The sequence below is a fragment of the Haloarcula rubra genome, assembly GCF_019599465.1.
Classification (GTDB): Archaea; Halobacteriota; Halobacteria; order Halobacteriales; family Haloarculaceae; genus Haloarcula; species Haloarcula rubra.
This window is the reverse complement of the sequence record NZ_RKLR01000003.1, coordinates 567,445-582,079: the sequence shown is the minus strand read 5'-3', so window position 1 is coordinate 582,079 and position 14,635 is coordinate 567,445. Positions and strand designations below refer to the sequence as shown.

Genomic DNA, 14,635 nt, shown 5'->3' with positions numbered 1-14,635 from the left:
TAGTTTTATGGGCCAACTCTCGGTATGGGGGGATATGTTCGACAAAGTACTCGTCGCCAACCGCGGGGAAATCGCGGTCCGGGTTATGCGCGCGTGCGAGGAGTTGGGCATCGGCACTGTTGCAGTCTACTCTGAGGCCGACAAGCACTCCGGCCACGTCCGTTACGCCGACGAGGCGTACAACGTGGGGCCGGCCAGAGCGGCCGACTCGTATCTCGACCAGGACGCTATCGTCGACGCCGCGAAACAGTCCGGCGCCGACGCCATCCACCCGGGCTACGGGTTCCTCGCGGAGAACGCCGACTTCGCCCGCAAGGTCGAACAGACCGAGGGGGTACAGTGGATCGGCCCGGCCGGCGACGCGATGGAGAAACTGGGCGAGAAGACGAAGGCCCGGAAGATAATGCAGTCCGCGGACGTGCCGATAGTTCCCGGGACCACCGACCCAGTCGACGACCCCGACGAAGTCGCCGAGTTCGGCGAGGAGCACGGCTTCCCGGTCGCTATCAAGGCCGAAGGGGGCGGCGGTGGCCGCGGGATGAAAATCGTCCACGACCCCGACGAGATAGCGGAGCAACTCGAGTCCGCCAAACGCGAGGGCGAGGCGTACTTCTCGAACGACTCCGTCTACCTCGAACGGTTCCTCGAGAACCCCCGTCACATCGAGATGCAGATAATCGCGGACCACGAGGGCAACGTCCGCCACCTCGGCGAGCGTGACTGCTCGCTCCAGCGTCGCCACCAGAAGGTCATCGAAGAGGGCCCGTCGCCCGCGCTCTCCGACGAGCTCCGCGAGGAAATCGGCGAGGCCGCGCGCCGCGGCGTCAGCGAGGCGGACTACTACAACGCCGGGACCGTCGAGTTCCTCGTCGAGGAAGACACCGACCGCGAACCTGGTGAGGTGCTGGGGCCGGAGACGAACTTCTACTTCCTCGAAGTGAACACGCGGATTCAGGTCGAACACTGCGTCACCGAGGAGATTACGGGCATCGACATCGTCAAGTGGCAGATTCGGGTCGCACAGGACGAGGAACTCTCTTTCGAGCAGGACGACGTCGAGATAGACGGCCACGCGATGGAGTTCCGCATCAACGCAGAGAACGCCGCGAAGGACTTCGCACCGGCCAACAGCGGGACGCTGGAGACGTACGACCCGCCGGGCGGCATCGGCGTCCGGATGGACGACGCGCTCCGGCAGGGCGACGACCTCGTCACCGACTACGACTCGATGATAGCGAAGCTCATCGTCTACGGGTCCGACCGGGACGAGGTCATCGAACGCGGGAAGCGCGCGCTCGCGGAGTACGAAATCGAAGGGTTCCCGACGGTCATCCCGTTCCACCGGCTGATGCTCACCGACGAGGAGTTCGTCGGTGGCACACACACGACGAAGTACCTCGACGAGACGCTGGAGAAGTCCCGCATCGAGGAGGCCCAGGAGCGCTGGGGCAGCGAAACCGAGGCCGCGGCCGACGAGGACGAGGAGGTCGTCGAACGCGAGTTCACCGTCGAGGTCAACGGGAAGCGGTTCGAAGTCGACCTCGAAGAGCGCGGTGCGCCACCTATCGACGTCGGCGACGTCGACGCCGCCGGCGGCGGCGACCGACCACAGCGCCCGGGTAGTGGCGGCGATTCCGACGGCGGTGGCGGCGGCGGGTCCAGCGCCGAGGGGCAGGAAGTGACCGCCGAGATGCAGGGGACCATCCTCGAAGTATCCGTCGACGAGGGCGACGAGGTGGAGGCGAGCGACGTGCTCTGTGTGCTGGAGGCGATGAAGATGGAGAACGACATCGTCGCCGAACGCGGCGGCGTCATCAACGACGTCGCCATCGGCGAGGGTGACTCCGTCGACATGGGCGACCTCCTGTTCGTCATCGGGTCCGAGTAGTCCCAGTCGCCGACCCGTCGGCGACCCGCCCGAGTGACGCCTTTTTCTCGGTCGCCGTCGAACCGACTGGCATGAACGAGACACGACACCGGGTCCTCGACGCGCTCTCGGCGGGTCCCGTCTCGGGACCGGCGATGGCCGAGGACCTCGGTATCTCGCGGTCCGCGGTGTGGAAACACGTCGAGGCGCTCCGGGAGGCGGGGTTCACGATTGCCAGCGACGACGCCGGGTACGAACTCGTCGAGATTCCCGAGTTCGGTGGGCCGGCCGTCGAGTACGGACTCGACGCTCCCTTCGACGTCGAGTACCACGACAGCATCCCGAGTACGAACGCTCGGGCGCGCGACCTCGCCGCGGAAGGTGCTTCGGACGTGGTCGTCCTCGCGGACGAACAGACCGGTGGCCGGGGGCGACTGGACCGGGACTGGGCCTCGCCGAGCGGCGGTATCTGGCTCTCGCTCCTCTTCAGACCCGACGTACCGATGGCCCACGCGCCGGTGTACACGCTGGCCGCCGCCGTCGCGGCGACGCGTGCCGCCCGTGAAGCGGGCGTCGAGGCGGGTATCAAGTGGCCCAACGACGTGCTCGTCGATGTCGACGGCGAGGAGCGGAAACTCGTCGGCATCCTCACGGAGATGGAGGGCGAGGCCGACCGCGTCTCGTGGGTCGTCGTCGGCATCGGCGTCAACGCCAACGTCGACCCGGAGTCGCTGCCGAGCGAGGCGAACCCGACGAGCCTCGAAGCGGTCCGCGGAGCGCCGGTCGACAGGCGCCTGTTCACACAGCGCCTCGTCGAGACGTTCGACACGCTCCGCCAATCCCCGGACTCCGTACTGGACGCGTGGCGCGAGTACGCGACGACGCTGGGCAGAGACGTCCGGGTTGAGACGCCGAGGGGTGTCGTCGAAGGCGAGGCCGTCGACGTGGAGTTCCCGGGGCGACTGGTCGTTCGGACCGACGACGGGCGGGAGACGGTCTCGGCTGGCGACTGCGAGCACCTCAGACGGGTGTAGGCGTCGGGGCCGACGCGGCGGTCAGTTCGTGACGCTGGCTTCCGGTTCGCGGTCGCCGCCGTCGGCGTCGGTGTCGCCGACCGGCACCGTCACGACCGGCACCGGCGACGACCGGACGACGCGTTCGGCGACGCTGCCGAGCAGGAGTCGGTCGATGCCACCGCGGCCGTGAGTCCCCATCACGACGGTGTCACAGTCGTTCTCGCGGGCGTACTCGACGATTCGCTTGCTCGGTGACCCCTCCTCGATAGCCGTCACCACGTCGAGGTCACCGGTCGTCGTCTCGAGGGACTCCAGTGCGAGTTCTCCTTCCTCCCGGAGCATCTCGGTGACGCCGTCCCACGTCGTCTTGACGGGGAGCGTGGCGTAGCTCCCCGTATCGACGACGTAGAGGCCGTGGACCTCCGCGTCGTGGAACTGAGCGAGTTCGACGGCGTGCGCCACGACCCGTGACATCCCCTCGGACCCGTCTGTCGGTACCAGTATCCGGTCGTACATGTCTAGAGAGACGGTGGCTGTGCGCTTAGTTATTTGCCAACTGGTACCACGGAACAGGGTCAGTTCGGTTCGGACTCGCGCTCCGGGTCACCGGTGTCGTCGGCCGTCTCGTCCATCACTCGCTCCAGTTCACGCTCTAACTCCGCCTCGGTGAGCGCGCCGTCCCGGTACTTCTCCGTCAGTCGGTCGACGGCGTCCTCGTCGGCGGCGGGGCCGTACTCGGACGATTCGACCGGTTCCGGCGTCGCCTCGCCGCCGAGGAGGGTAGACCCGGCCCAGTAGAGCGCGTAGCCGACGCCGACGACGAGGAGGGCGGTCACCAGCAGGGACAGGAGCGCCGCGAGCAGGTTCTGGAGGACGGCGAGCACTGCGGCGGCGACGCCGAGAGCGAAGAGCAGTGCGACACCGCCGAGGAGCACCCGACCGAGTGTGCCGAGGGCGCGGTCAGTGGTGGCGGACATCACGTTGCCCTTGCGGTCCGTGACCGATAAACGTGGTCACGCCTCGGGGACGACCACCTGTTCCACGTCGGCCGTCTCGGCGCGGCGGACGACCGCCCGGATGGGGTTCTGTGCCCCCGCGAGGTTGTCCGAGTCGCCGTCTAAGACGAGGAGACTGGCCGGTCGCCCCTCCTCGACGAGGCCGCAGTCGAGGCCGGCCAGTTCGGCGCCGTTGACCGTCGCCATCCGGAGGACGTCCCGCGCCGAGACGTCGTACAGTTTCGCGGTGAACTCCATCTCCCGGAACATCGACGGACTGTTGAGGAAGACGTTGTCCGTCCCCAGTGCCACCGTCGTCCGCTCGGCCAGTTCCTCGACCGGCGGCTTTCCGACGCCGGTGACGAGGTTCGACCGGGGGCAGACGGCGACCGGAATCTCGCTGTCGGCGACGCGTTCGAGGTGGAGGCGCTTCGCGTGGACCATGTGGACGAGGAAATCCGGGTCGAGGTCCAGCGCCGGGTTGATGTCCGAACTGTCCACCTCGCCGGCGTGGATGCCGAACAGTTTGCCGGCCTCGCGGGTCGCCCGGCGTTCCCGACCGAACTCGGCGTCGTTGGCGCCGCTGGCCCCGAATCCGTCGGCCATCTCCATCGCCTCGACCGTCTCGCGACCGAGGACGACGCTCCGGAGCGGCGAGTCGGCCAGCGCGGCGCGGATGGCCCGCACGCCCTCGACGCCGCCCTCGCGGAACTCGACGAACGCGCCGGTGCCGGACCGGTACATGTACGACAGCGACCGGACCATCCCCTCGACGAGTTCGGACCGGTCGGCCTGCCGGAGGAGGCGGTGTTTCAGGCCGTCGGGCGGCGCGACCAGTTCCTCCAGTGAGAGCCCCTCGCCCGCTTCCTTCGCGATGGAGTCCCCGATGTGGGTGTGGGCGTTGACGAACGCCGGGCAGACGATGGCGTCGCTGTCGACGCTGTCCTCCTCGATAGCGGCGATGTCGCCGTCTTCGACGACGACTCGCCCCTCGATGGGTTCGAACGCGCGGCCGCGGAGAATCGTCCCTTCGAGTATCATGTACTCCCCTCCACTCGATGCTCAGTTAAATTCGTCGAGGGTCGCGTGGATGCCGGGTCGGACGTCCCGCACCCGCGCCCCGTCTAAGTCGAGGCCGAGTTCCCGGATAGCGACGTCGCCGACGCGTTCGCTGTCGGACTCGGGCGCGTAGACTCCCAGCCGCCACTGGTCTCGCTGGGCGGCCCGGATGGCGTTGACGAGCGTCGACTGTTCGCCGAGGCGGCGCACCTCGCCGTTGACGAGGACGCGACTGCTCGACTCGGTCATCGACGGCTCCGAGGGGACGTCGAGGACCACCGAGTCGGGGTCGACGTTCGCGCTGTCGGCGATAGCGTGTTCCCACGCCCGGACGTCGCGGTGGTCGGCCCCGACCAACTCGTCGGGGACGGCGGTCCGTTCGGCCCACACGGACCGCTTGTAGAGGTCGCGCTCGCTCAGGCGACGGGCGTACTCGGCCGTCTCGTCGCACTGGCGCAGGCGGACGAGCAGGTCGGCGTCGTCCCAGCGACGCAGGTCCGAGGCCGTCACGTTCGTCGCGGTGAGGAGCCGTTCGGCCCCGCGGCGGAGCATCGACTTCGCGATGCGGGCGACGTGGTGGGCGTAGACGGTCGGGTTCATCAGGGCCCGCGCGAGCAACAGCGACTCGGCGGTCTGGACGTTCCCCTCGTCTAAGACGAGTTCGCCGTCGACGAAGCGCAACTCGCGGACCAGTCGCTCGTGGTCGATGGTGCCGTAGGGGACGCCGGTGTGGTGGGCGTCCCGGACGAGGTAGTCCATCCGGTCGACGTCGAGTTCGCCCGAGACCAGTTGGCCCAGTTCGCCGTCGCCGGCGACGAGGTCGGCCACACGGTCGGGGTTCAGACCGTGGTCGGTGAGTACGCGCGCCACCTCGCCGCGGTCCAGCAGGTCGTGGACGTCGTCGTGGTACTTCCCCGTCTTCCGGTGGATGACCGACTCGACGTTGTGACTGTACGGGGAGTGGCCCACGTCGTGGAGGAGGGCGGCGGCACGGACCCGCTCGGCCTGCTGGCCCTCGATGCCGAGGTGCGAGAGCGCACGGTCGGCCAGGTGGTAGACGCCCAGCGAGTGCTCGAAGCGGGTGTGGTTGGCCGACGGATAGACCAGCGTCACGGTCCCCAGTTGTTTGACCCCGCGGAGGCGCTGGACGGGCGGGGTCTCCAGCAAGTCGGCGGCGACGCCCTCGACCGCGATGTGGTCGTGGACGCTGTCCTTGATGGTGGTCATCGCTTGCGGGTTCGGGAGCCGTCGGCAAAACGGTACTGCCGGTGTCGAGTCCGATTCGACCCGCAGAGCGGGTCAGAGCCGCGCTACCGACCCGAGCAGTTCGAGGAGTTCCTCCTCGGTGGCGTCGCCGTGTTCGACGGCGTCCATCGGGTCCCGACCCATCTGCTGGACCGTCTTGATGGCCCGCCTCGGACCGTAGTCACGGTTGTAGACGAGCCACGCGGCCAGTACCTGTCCCGTCCGACCGATGCCGGCCAGACAGTGGACGACGGTGCGGGCCTCGGCGTCGATGGACGCCGCCAGAAACGGGACGACGTCCTCGTGGAGGGCGTCTGTCCCGACGAGTTGCTGGTCGGGGACGGGAACGTGGAGGACGTTCGACTCACCGAACTCGTCGACGTACCGCGCGACGTTCGACCCGGGCTCGTCCAGCTGGTGGCCGGCGAGGAGACAGCAGACCCGCTCCACCTGGCAGTCACGAACCGACTGTATCCAGTCCGAGAGGGCCGCATCGTGGCCGGCAGCAGTGTGCCACCCGGGGGCGCAGGCACCGAAGACGTACTCTTCGTCGGGGGCAGCGGGGGCGAACCTGTGGGCGTGAAGCTTACGCATGACTGCAGGTATCCGTCCTCTCTCCGGCCACGAACTTCAGTGTCCCCCCTCGGTTCTCACGACTGATTCTCAGTCGGTTGATACGACTGGCCGGGCCGTTCGCCGGGTGCTCTCGGGGGCAGGGCCACGTTTATAGGGTCGCTCACCCCTACGTCGCCGTATGGTGACGTTCCTCGCCGGCGGGACGGGCACGCCGAAACTCCTCGCCGGCGCCGACGACGTGTTCGAACCCGCGGCCACGACGGTCGTCGCCAACACGGGCGACGACGTGGAGTTGGGCGGTCACCTCGTCTGTCCGGACCTCGATACCGTCCTCTTTCTCGACGGCGGCGAACTCGACCGGGAGACGTGGTGGGGCATCGCCGACGACACCGCCGAGACACACGACGAACTCCACCACCTCGCCGAGGCCGCCGACCTCCCGACGGGTCCCCAGTACCTCCCTCCCGACGCGCAGACGTCGGGCCGCGACATCGCTCGCTGGCGTCGATTCTCCGGCGTCGCCGAGTTCATGCACATCGGCGACCGGGACCGTGCGGTCCACGTCACGCGGACCTCGCTACTGGACGCGGGCCACTCGCTGACAGAGGTGACGCGTATCCTCGCTGACGCCTTCGACCTCGACCGGACGCTGCTGCCGATGAGTGACGAACCCGTCGCGACCATCGTCCACACGCCACGGGGCCCGATGCACTTCCAGGAGTGGTGGGTCGGTCGGAACGGCGACCCGACGGTCGAAGACGTCGAGTTCCGCGGCGGCGAGACGGCGGCGGCCACCGACGCCGTCCTGACGGCCCTCTCGGACCCGGTGGTCGTCGGTCCGTCGAACCCCGTCACGTCGCTCGGACCGATGCTCGCCGTCGACGGCATCCGCGACGCACTCGCCGAGACGCCGGTGGTCGCCGTCTCGCCGTTCGTCGAGGACGAGGTGTTCTCCGGCCCGGCCGCGGACCTGCTGGCGGGCGTCGGCCGCGAGGCCAGTACCGCCGGCGTCGCCGAGAGCTACCCCTTCGCGGACGCGTTCGTCCTCGACACCGAGGACGGCACCGACCTCGACAGGCCGGTGGTCCGCACGGACACGACCCTAGACGGCCCCGAAGACGCCGACAGAGTCGCCCGCGCCGTCGCGGACGCTCTCGCGGAGGTGGCCTGATGTTCCGACCGCGGGTCGCGCTGGCGAGTCTCAGCGGTGAGGCGGACGCCGCGTGGGCACGCGCCGTCGAAGCGCACGTCGGCTGTGCCTTCCTCGGTGGTATCTCACTCGACGGGCCAACGCGGGCGGCCGCCCGCGAGATGGTCGACCGGGACCGATCCGAGTTCCTCCCCGACGACCCGATTGCGTTCGTCGACGCCCAACTCGCGGCGCTCTCGGACGCGCCGCTCCGTCCGGCGTTCAACGTTCGGAGTGCGTCGCCCGACCCGATAGCGCGTGCGGCCCGCGTCTGTCGGGCCCACGACGCCGTCCTCGAAGTGAACGCCCACTGCCGGCAGGACGAGATGTGTACTGCCGGTGCCGGCGAGTCGCTCCTCCGGGACACCGACCGACTCGCCGGACAGGTCGCCGCCGCGAGCGAGGCGGGGGCCGACGTCTCCGTGAAAGTCAGGACGGAAGTCGAGGGGGTCGACCTCGCCGAGGTGGCTCGCCGCGTCGAGGACGCTGGCGCAGACGCCGTCCACGTCGACGCGATGGACTCGGAGGCGGTCGTCGCCGAGGTGGCCGAGGCCACCGACTGCTTCGTCGTCGCGAACAACGGCGTCCGTGACCGTGCGACGGCCACGGAGTACTTCGAGTACGGCGCCGACGCGGTAAGCGTCGGGCGGGCGAGTGACGACCCCGACGTCCTGCGGGCGGTCAGGGCGACCGCAGACGACTGGTTCGGCCGCGAGGTGGTCCGATGAGCGAGCGGTCGACGGCCCAGAACGCCGAACTGGCGCTCCTGCTGGAGGTCAGCGGGACGCCGAAACCCGGGAACGTCGACCGGGAACGGGAGTACGACGATTTGCGGTTCGAGCACTTTCTCGCGGGCGCGGTGGGTGCGCGGCCGGGCCTCGACCGCGCGGCCGACGGCGAGCGAGTGGGCCGCGCGTTCGAGCGGGCGGTCGACGGCATGGCCGGCCAGTCGGGCGGCAACACCCAGTTCGGCGCGCTCTTGGTGCTGACACCGCTGGTCGCGGCCGCGAGCGAGGGCGATCCGACGCCGGAAGGGGTCGCGGACGTCGTCGGTGACACGACCGTGGCCGACGCCGCCGACTTCTACCGTGCCTTCGAACACGTCGACGTGGCCGTCGACGACCCGCCCGAGGGACTGGAACCGCTGGACGTGCGCCGCGGGAGCGACGCGATACCGACCCTGGAGGAGCGGGGACTGACGCTGTCCGACGTGATGGCCGAGAGTGCCGACGTGGACGGCGTCGCCGCCGAGTGGACGAGTGGGTTCGAGCGCGTCTTCGACGCCGCCGAAGGGATACTGGCCGGCGAGGGGCCCGTCGCGGACCGTGCATCGCGGGCCTTCCTCCGGTTGCTGGCCGAGGAGGTGGACACCTTCGTCGTCACGCGGAACGACCGCGAGACGGCCGCGGAGGTCCAGCGACGAGCGCAGGCGGTGCTGGACGGCGAGGAGGACGCGACGGAACTGGCCGAGGAGTTCGTCGCCCGCGACGTGAACCCAGGAACCACGGCGGACCTCGTGGCCGGGGCGCTGTTCGTCGCGCTGGAACGGGGGCTGGTCGTCTGATGGGCGAGACGGACTGGCCGGTCGCTCTCGGCGGGGTCACCGAGAGCGTCGTGACGACGCTCGGGCCGAACGACCTGTGGAACGTCGCGGCGCTCGGGGTGCAGGCGCCCGACGGCGACTACCCGGTGACGGCGACGACGTGGGGACGGACCCGGACGTGGCGGAACTTCCGGGACCGCGGCGAGGGGTACGTCCAGTTCACGCGGGACCCGGTCGACTTCGCGGAGGCCGCCCTGTCGGTCCGCGAGGAAGACGACCCCGTGTTGGACAGCGCCGACGCGTGGGTCCGGGTCGACGTCGACCGTCTCGACGAGGGCGAAGACGGTGACACGCAGTGGGTCGAGTGGGCGCTCCGTCCCGCGGAGAGCGCCGTCGAGCGACGCGTCGTGCCGACGACGAACCGGGGCCACGCCGCGGTGGTCGAGGCGACCGTCGCCGCCTCACGACTGGACGTCCCGGCTTACGACCGCGAGACGTTGCTCGATAGGCTGGCGTACTTCGAGTCCGTCGTCGAGACGGCCGGGAGCGAGCGCGAGCGAGTGGCGTTCGAGCGGGTCCGTGCCCTCGTCGACGCCGAGTGGTGACGGGTGCGTGACCCGACGAAATCGCCAGCCACCTCGGCCGAACACGCTCGAACGGACCGCTGGGACCCGTCCGAGTGATAACCGTTCGCGTCCCGGCGTGGAAGTCGAACCCTTTTTGAACGCCACCTAGCAAGAAACGCGCATGGCAATCAAACCCGCCTACGTCAAGAAGACCGGGACACTACTGATGGAGCGATACCCCGACGCGTTCGGTGCCGACTTCGAGCACAACAAGGACGTCGTCGAGGAGGTCACGAACATCGAGTCCAAGGGCGTGCGCAACCGTATCGCCGGCTACGTCACGCGCAAGTACAACAACCCCGTCGAAGCGTAACACGGTCTTTCTCTCTCTACTGCCCGTTCGGACAGCGGCAGCACTCTCCTAGCGTTCCGGCTCGGCTTCGGCGGCCCGGGAATCGGCCTGCCGCTTGCGGTGGATGACGCCCTGCATGTTCGCCGTGCGAGCGGCGATGTCGCGGAAGGCCTCGCCCGTCTCGTCGTCCTCGTCCAGCACGAGTGGTTGCCCGCTGTCGCCGCCCTCGCGCACGTCCGGGTCCAGCGGAATCTCGCCGAGGAACGGCATCTCGTTCTCGTCGGCGAACCGCCGGCCGCCGCCGCTCCCGAAGATGTCGTGCTCGCCGCCACAGTCCGGACAGACGAACGTCGACATGTTCTCGACGATGCCCAGCACGGGCGTCTCGTGACGGCCGAACATCCGCAGGCCCTTGCGAGCGTCGTCGAGGGCGACTTCCTGCGGGGTGGTGACGATGACGGCCCCGGAGACGGGGACGCGCTGGAGCATCGTCAGTTGCGTGTCGCCGGTCCCCGGCGGGAGGTCCACGACCATGTAGTCGAGCGACCCCCACAGCACGTCGTCCCACAGTTGGGTGAGCACGTTGTCGACCATCGGGCCACGGAAGATGACCGGGTCGTCCTTCCCGACGAGGAAGTCCATACTCATCAGTTTCAGCCCGTGCTTCTCGACGGGGATTATCTCCTCGTCCTCGGTGGCACGGGGCGACTCGTCGGCGTTCAGCATCCGCGGGACGTTCGGCCCGTAGATGTCGGCGTCGAATAGGCCCACCCGCGCGCCGAGTCGGGAGAGGCCGGCCGCGAGGTTGACGGCGACGGTCGACTTCCCGACGCCGCCCTTCCCCGAGGCGACGGCGATGACGTTCTTCACCTCGGGGAGCGGGTCCTCGTCCTCGGGCACGCCGCGGTCGACGCTGGCCGAGAGGGCCACCTCGCGGTCGACGTCCGAGAGCGCCTCCCGGACCTCGTTTGCGATGCTCGTCTCCGTCGGGGAGTACGGCGCGCCGAGCGCGAGGTCGATACGAACCTCGTCGTCTGTGACCTCGATGCTGTTGATGAGACCCAGCGACACGATGTCGTCGCCGAGGTCCGGGTCCTGGACGGTCCGGAGCCGCTCACGGACGTCGTCTTCGTTCATACCACCGGGTAGGCCCCCGAAGTGCGATAAGGATTGTGACAGAACTGCCGTTCGACGACGGTCACGGTCGCCGGAACGTGTACGCGACCGTCTCCTCGCCTGACCCGCCCTCGACGTGCAGTTCGCCGGCGTCGTGGTCGAAGACGAGGCGGTCGGCCGGTGCGTCGAAGGCGTGCAGTGGCATCCCCGTGGCGACGTGGCCGTCTGCGCCGACGGAGACGTACGTCGACCGGCTGAACTCGGCACTCAGGCTCCCGTCGTCGCGTTCGGTGACGTTCTCCGGACCGGCGAACCGTTCGAGGTGGCGCCGGACGGCCTCGCGGTCGGTCGGGTCGACCGTGGTCCCGCCGTCCGCGCGCGAAGTGTTCGTCATGTAGCCCGGTACGCACGCCAGTTGGGAAGCAGTTACGCCACCGCTCCGTGCGGGCCAATCACGTATGCGGCGCCGTCACGGGGCCAGAGCCTTCCGTTGCGTTTAAATACAACCCCGGAATAGTCACGGACAGACTCGTGTAGGGGGACCGGCCCCCGAGTCCGCGATGCCGCGGGCGCGAGTATCAGCAAGCACGTGTCGTGGTAGCCAAGCCTGGCCCAAGGCGCAGGGTTGCTAACTCTGTGGCGTACAGCCTCCTGGGTTCGAATCCCAGCCACGACGCTCACCCAACCGATTACCCATATATGAGTGCAGAAGACCCCAACGCGGGCGACGACGCGGATGCCGAAGAAGAGGAGGACATCCGCTATTTCGTCCGTATCGGACAGACCGACCTCGACGGTACCAAGTCCGTCGAGCGAGCACTGACAGAACTGAACGGCATCGGCCACCGCGCCGCCCGCATCATCGCCCAGCAGGCTGATGTGGACCGCCGCGCGGTGTTCGGGAAGCTCGACGACGACGTCATCGACTCCGTCGTCGACGCCGTCGAGAACTACGCCGACGAGGTCCCCGAGTGGATGACCAACCACCAGAAGGACTACTTCTCCGGTGAGACCACCCACGAGACCGGGAACGACCTCCAGCTCACCCGCCGGCAGGACATCAACCGCATGAAGATGATAGACTCCTACCGTGGGGTCCGTCACAAGCGCGGCCAGAAGGTCCGCGGCCAGCGCACGAAGTCCACCGGTCGTACCGAGGGGACCATCGGCGTCAACGTGGAGGCCATCAAGGAAGAGCAGGCTGAGGAAGCTGCGGGGGATGAGGAATAATGGCACTCGGCTCCAACACGAAGTTCTACGAGACGCCGAACCACCCGTTCCAGGGCGAGCGTATCGCCGACGAGAGCAATCTCCTCGGCCGCTACGGCCTGAAGAACAAAGAAGAGCTCTGGCGTGCCCAGTCCGAGCTCCGTGGCTACCGCCGCGAGGCCCGGAAACTGCTCGGCCAGACGGTCGAGACGGACGAGGCCGACGAGTTCCTCGCCCGCCTGAAGCGCTACGGCATCCTCAGCGAACAGGACACGCTGGACGACGTCCTGTCGCTCGACGTCACCGACGTCCTCGAACGCCGGCTCCAGACGGTCGTCTACCGCAAGGGCTACGCGAACACGCCCGAGCAGGCCCGTCAGTTCATCGTCCACGGCCACATCGTGCTGGGCGGCCAGCGCGTCACGCGCCCGTCGATGAAGGTGGAAGTCGCCGTCGAGGACACGGTCGGCTTCGACGAGAACAGCTCGCTTGCGGACGAACTGCACCCTGAGCGCGCGGAGGCCCAAGAATGAGCGAAGCAGAAAACGACGGCATCTGGGGCGTCGCACACGTCCACGCATCGTTCAACAACACCATCATCACCATCACCGACCAGACCGGCGCGGAGACGCTCGCGAAGAGCTCCGGCGGGACGGTCGTCAAGCAGAACCGCGACGAGGCGTCGCCGTACGCCGCCATGCAGATGGCCGAAGTCGTCGCCGAGAAGGCCCTCGACCGCGGCGTCGAAGGCGTCGACGTCCGCGTCCGTGGTCCCGGTGGGAACCAGCAGACCTCCCCCGGGCCGGGCGCGCAGGCGACCATCCGAGCGCTGGCACGTGCCGGCCTCGAAATCGGTCGCATCGAGGACGTCACGCCGACGCCGCACGACGGCACTCGCGCACCGAAAAACTCCGGATTCTAACCAATGACACAGGACTACGAGGTCGAGTTCGTCGAACGCGGCGAGCGGGAGTCGCTCGTACTGATTCGGGGCATCACGCCGGCCTTTGCCAACGGCATCCGCCGGGCGATGATCGCCGACGTCCCCACGTTCAGTATCGACACGGTCCGCGTCATCGAGAACACGAGCGTGATGTTCAACGAGCAGATCGGCCTCCGACTGGGGCTGGTCCCGCTCACGACCGACCTCGACGACTTCGAGGTCGGCGACGAGGTCACGCTGTCGCTCTCGGTGGACGGGCCGGCGACGGCCTACTCCAGCGACCTCGTCTCCAGTGACGGACTCGTCGAACCGGCCGACGACAACGTCCCCATCATCGACCTCAAAGACGGCCAGCGCCTCGAAGTCGAGGCCGACGCCGTCCTCGATACGGGGAAGGAACACGCCAAACATCAGGGCGGCGTGGCCGTCGGCTACCGACACCTCCAGCGAACCGAGGTCGTCGGCGAGAAGGGCGAGTTCGAGGACGAGGAGCCGAACATCCTCCGCGGTGTCATCAAGGAGGGTGCGGCCGAACACGCCGCCGTCGACGCGACGGACGGCGACCTCGTGTCGACCGACGAGTTCGGCAACGACCTCGCCCAGCGCTACCCGGGCAAGGAGGTCGAGGTCACCGACGTCGAGAACGCCTTCGTGTTCCACGTCGAGACCGACGGCTCGTTCACCACCGACGAACTGGTCCTGCGCGCGGTCGAGACGCTGCGTGACCGCGCGACCGAACTGAAAGACGCGGTCCAACTGTAACGCCACATGCTCCGAAACACCCCTTCGACGCCGATGACCGCCCGCCCCCCGAGCGCGAGGACCGAAGGGGTTTTTACGGGGCACGCGAAACGCAACAATGCGAGCAGGGATAGCCAAGTCTGGCCAACGGCGCAGCGTTCAGGGCGCTGTCCCGTAGGGGTCCGCAGGTTCAAATCCTGCTCCCTGCACTTTTCCTA

Annotated in this window: 18 protein-coding genes and 2 tRNA genes; 13 read left to right on the top strand and 7 right to left on the bottom strand. The window is 68.4% G+C overall.

Annotated features, from left to right (window positions below; all coding sequences use genetic code 11):
- Window positions 1-34: 34 nt before the first annotated feature.
- The gene (locus EGH21_RS11370; RefSeq protein WP_220618583.1) at window positions 35-1,888 is read left to right on the top strand and encodes an acetyl-CoA carboxylase biotin carboxylase subunit; all 1,854 of its coding nucleotides are present in this window, start codon (window positions 35-37) and stop codon (window positions 1,886-1,888) included.
- A 71-nt stretch (window positions 1,889-1,959) separates the two neighbouring features.
- A complete protein-coding gene (locus EGH21_RS11365) occupies window positions 1,960-2,901 on the top strand; it encodes a biotin--[acetyl-CoA-carboxylase] ligase (RefSeq protein ID WP_220618582.1) in 942 nt (313 codons plus the stop codon).
- Window positions 2,902-2,922: 21 nt separating this feature from the next.
- Here EGH21_RS11365 and EGH21_RS11360 read toward each other — a convergent pair whose 3' ends face one another.
- From EGH21_RS11360 to EGH21_RS11340, 5 genes are all read right to left on the bottom strand, one after another.
- Window positions 2,923-3,399: a universal stress protein gene (locus tag EGH21_RS11360; protein ID WP_220618581.1), complete on the bottom strand. Its 477-nt coding sequence runs from the start codon at window positions 3,397-3,399 to the stop codon at window positions 2,923-2,925.
- A 59-nt stretch (window positions 3,400-3,458) separates the two neighbouring features.
- Entirely contained in the window at window positions 3,459-3,860 is a 402-nt protein-coding gene (locus EGH21_RS11355; protein WP_220618580.1) for an SHOCT domain-containing protein, read from the bottom strand.
- A 36-nt stretch (window positions 3,861-3,896) separates the two neighbouring features.
- Window positions 3,897-4,919 (bottom strand): amidohydrolase family protein, encoded by a 1,023-nt coding sequence (locus EGH21_RS11350; protein ID WP_220618579.1) that lies wholly within the window; start codon window positions 4,917-4,919, stop codon window positions 3,897-3,899.
- A gap of 21 nt (window positions 4,920-4,940) precedes the next feature.
- Window positions 4,941-6,164 (bottom strand): HD domain-containing protein, encoded by a 1,224-nt coding sequence (locus EGH21_RS11345; protein ID WP_220618578.1) that lies wholly within the window; start codon window positions 6,162-6,164, stop codon window positions 4,941-4,943.
- A 72-nt stretch (window positions 6,165-6,236) separates the two neighbouring features.
- Window positions 6,237-6,776 carry a protein-tyrosine phosphatase family protein gene (locus EGH21_RS11340; protein ID WP_220618577.1) on the bottom strand — a complete coding sequence of 180 codons (540 nt, stop codon included), beginning with the start codon at window positions 6,774-6,776 and terminating at the stop codon, window positions 6,237-6,239.
- A 160-nt stretch (window positions 6,777-6,936) separates the two neighbouring features.
- Between EGH21_RS11340 and cofD the strand changes: the two genes are divergently transcribed.
- The 5 genes from cofD to EGH21_RS11315 all read left to right on the top strand — a co-directional run bounded on the left by cofD (window position 6,937) and on the right by EGH21_RS11315 (window position 10,429).
- Window positions 6,937-7,929, top strand: a complete 993-nt coding sequence (gene cofD / locus EGH21_RS11335; RefSeq protein WP_220618576.1) for a 2-phospho-L-lactate transferase — start codon at window positions 6,937-6,939, stop codon at window positions 7,927-7,929.
- Entirely contained in the window at window positions 7,929-8,675 is a 747-nt protein-coding gene (locus EGH21_RS11330) for a tRNA-dihydrouridine synthase (RefSeq protein ID WP_220618575.1), read from the top strand. Before cofD ends, EGH21_RS11330 begins: the two co-directional genes overlap by 1 nt.
- Window positions 8,672-9,511, top strand: a complete 840-nt coding sequence (locus EGH21_RS11325; RefSeq protein ID WP_220618574.1) for a triphosphoribosyl-dephospho-CoA synthase — start codon at window positions 8,672-8,674, stop codon at window positions 9,509-9,511. The genes EGH21_RS11330 and EGH21_RS11325 overlap by 4 nt, the downstream gene beginning before the upstream one ends.
- Entirely contained in the window at window positions 9,511-10,095 is a 585-nt protein-coding gene (locus EGH21_RS11320; protein WP_220618573.1) for a DUF447 domain-containing protein, read from the top strand. Before EGH21_RS11325 ends, EGH21_RS11320 begins: the two co-directional genes overlap by 1 nt.
- A 142-nt stretch (window positions 10,096-10,237) precedes the next feature.
- Entirely contained in the window at window positions 10,238-10,429 is a 192-nt protein-coding gene (locus EGH21_RS11315) for a 30S ribosomal protein S17e (RefSeq protein WP_166970859.1), read from the top strand.
- Window positions 10,430-10,477: 48 nt separating this feature from the next.
- On the opposite strand, the gene EGH21_RS11310 is transcribed toward EGH21_RS11315, so the two are convergent.
- Entirely contained in the window at window positions 10,478-11,545 is a 1,068-nt protein-coding gene (locus tag EGH21_RS11310) for an Mrp/NBP35 family ATP-binding protein (RefSeq protein WP_220618572.1), read from the bottom strand.
- Between the two features lie 61 nt (window positions 11,546-11,606).
- The gene (locus tag EGH21_RS11305; protein ID WP_220618571.1) at window positions 11,607-11,918 is read right to left on the bottom strand and encodes a hypothetical protein; all 312 of its coding nucleotides are present in this window, start codon (window positions 11,916-11,918) and stop codon (window positions 11,607-11,609) included.
- A 197-nt stretch (window positions 11,919-12,115) separates the two neighbouring features.
- Between EGH21_RS11305 and EGH21_RS11300 the strand changes: the two genes are divergently transcribed.
- The 6 genes from EGH21_RS11300 (at window position 12,116) to EGH21_RS11275 (ending at window position 14,626) form a co-directional block, all read left to right on the top strand.
- Window positions 12,116-12,200: transfer RNA gene (locus tag EGH21_RS11300), tRNA-Ser, on the top strand.
- A gap of 23 nt (window positions 12,201-12,223) precedes the next feature.
- Window positions 12,224-12,754, top strand: coding sequence for a 30S ribosomal protein S13 (locus EGH21_RS11295; protein ID WP_220618570.1), 531 nt, complete (start codon window positions 12,224-12,226; stop codon window positions 12,752-12,754).
- Entirely contained in the window at window positions 12,754-13,266 is a 513-nt protein-coding gene (locus EGH21_RS11290) for a 30S ribosomal protein S4 (RefSeq protein ID WP_220618569.1), read from the top strand. The genes EGH21_RS11295 and EGH21_RS11290 overlap by 1 nt, the downstream gene beginning before the upstream one ends.
- Window positions 13,263-13,655, top strand: a complete 393-nt coding sequence (locus EGH21_RS11285) for a 30S ribosomal protein S11 (RefSeq protein WP_166970851.1) — start codon at window positions 13,263-13,265, stop codon at window positions 13,653-13,655. The genes EGH21_RS11290 and EGH21_RS11285 overlap by 4 nt, the downstream gene beginning before the upstream one ends.
- Before the next feature lie 3 nt (window positions 13,656-13,658).
- On the top strand, window positions 13,659-14,438 hold the full coding sequence (locus EGH21_RS11280; RefSeq protein WP_220618568.1) for a DNA-directed RNA polymerase subunit D: 780 nt from the start codon (window positions 13,659-13,661) through the stop codon (window positions 14,436-14,438).
- A 103-nt stretch (window positions 14,439-14,541) separates the two neighbouring features.
- Window positions 14,542-14,626, top strand: a tRNA-Leu gene (locus EGH21_RS11275).
- Window positions 14,627-14,635: the final 9 nt, after the last annotated feature.

Bases quoted from the DNA above. Each gene is read 5' to 3' on its own strand.
- EGH21_RS11370 (WP_220618583.1), top strand. From the start codon at position 35: ATGTTCGACAAAGTACTCGTCGCCAACCGCGGGGAAATCGCGGTCCGG.
- EGH21_RS11365 (WP_220618582.1), top strand. From the start codon at position 1,960: ATGAACGAGACACGACACCGGGTCCTCGACGCGCTCTCGGCGGGTCCC.
- EGH21_RS11360 (WP_220618581.1), bottom strand. From the start codon at position 3,399: ATGTACGACCGGATACTGGTACCGACAGACGGGTCCGAGGGGATGTCA.
- EGH21_RS11355 (WP_220618580.1), bottom strand. From the start codon at position 3,860: ATGTCCGCCACCACTGACCGCGCCCTCGGCACACTCGGTCGGGTGCTC.
- EGH21_RS11350 (WP_220618579.1), bottom strand. From the start codon at position 4,919: ATGATACTCGAAGGGACGATTCTCCGCGGCCGCGCGTTCGAACCCATC.
- EGH21_RS11345 (WP_220618578.1), bottom strand. From the start codon at position 6,164: ATGACCACCATCAAGGACAGCGTCCACGACCACATCGCGGTCGAGGGC.
- EGH21_RS11340 (WP_220618577.1), bottom strand. From the start codon at position 6,776: ATGCGTAAGCTTCACGCCCACAGGTTCGCCCCCGCTGCCCCCGACGAA.
- cofD (WP_220618576.1), top strand. From the start codon at position 6,937: ATGGTGACGTTCCTCGCCGGCGGGACGGGCACGCCGAAACTCCTCGCC.
- EGH21_RS11330 (WP_220618575.1), top strand. From the start codon at position 7,929: ATGTTCCGACCGCGGGTCGCGCTGGCGAGTCTCAGCGGTGAGGCGGAC.
- EGH21_RS11325 (WP_220618574.1), top strand. From the start codon at position 8,672: ATGAGCGAGCGGTCGACGGCCCAGAACGCCGAACTGGCGCTCCTGCTG.
- EGH21_RS11320 (WP_220618573.1), top strand. From the start codon at position 9,511: ATGGGCGAGACGGACTGGCCGGTCGCTCTCGGCGGGGTCACCGAGAGC.
- EGH21_RS11315 (WP_166970859.1), top strand. From the start codon at position 10,238: ATGGCAATCAAACCCGCCTACGTCAAGAAGACCGGGACACTACTGATG.
- EGH21_RS11310 (WP_220618572.1), bottom strand. From the start codon at position 11,545: ATGAACGAAGACGACGTCCGTGAGCGGCTCCGGACCGTCCAGGACCCG.
- EGH21_RS11305 (WP_220618571.1), bottom strand. From the start codon at position 11,918: ATGACGAACACTTCGCGCGCGGACGGCGGGACCACGGTCGACCCGACC.
- EGH21_RS11295 (WP_220618570.1), top strand. From the start codon at position 12,224: ATGAGTGCAGAAGACCCCAACGCGGGCGACGACGCGGATGCCGAAGAA.
- EGH21_RS11290 (WP_220618569.1), top strand. From the start codon at position 12,754: ATGGCACTCGGCTCCAACACGAAGTTCTACGAGACGCCGAACCACCCG.
- EGH21_RS11285 (WP_166970851.1), top strand. From the start codon at position 13,263: ATGAGCGAAGCAGAAAACGACGGCATCTGGGGCGTCGCACACGTCCAC.
- EGH21_RS11280 (WP_220618568.1), top strand. From the start codon at position 13,659: ATGACACAGGACTACGAGGTCGAGTTCGTCGAACGCGGCGAGCGGGAG.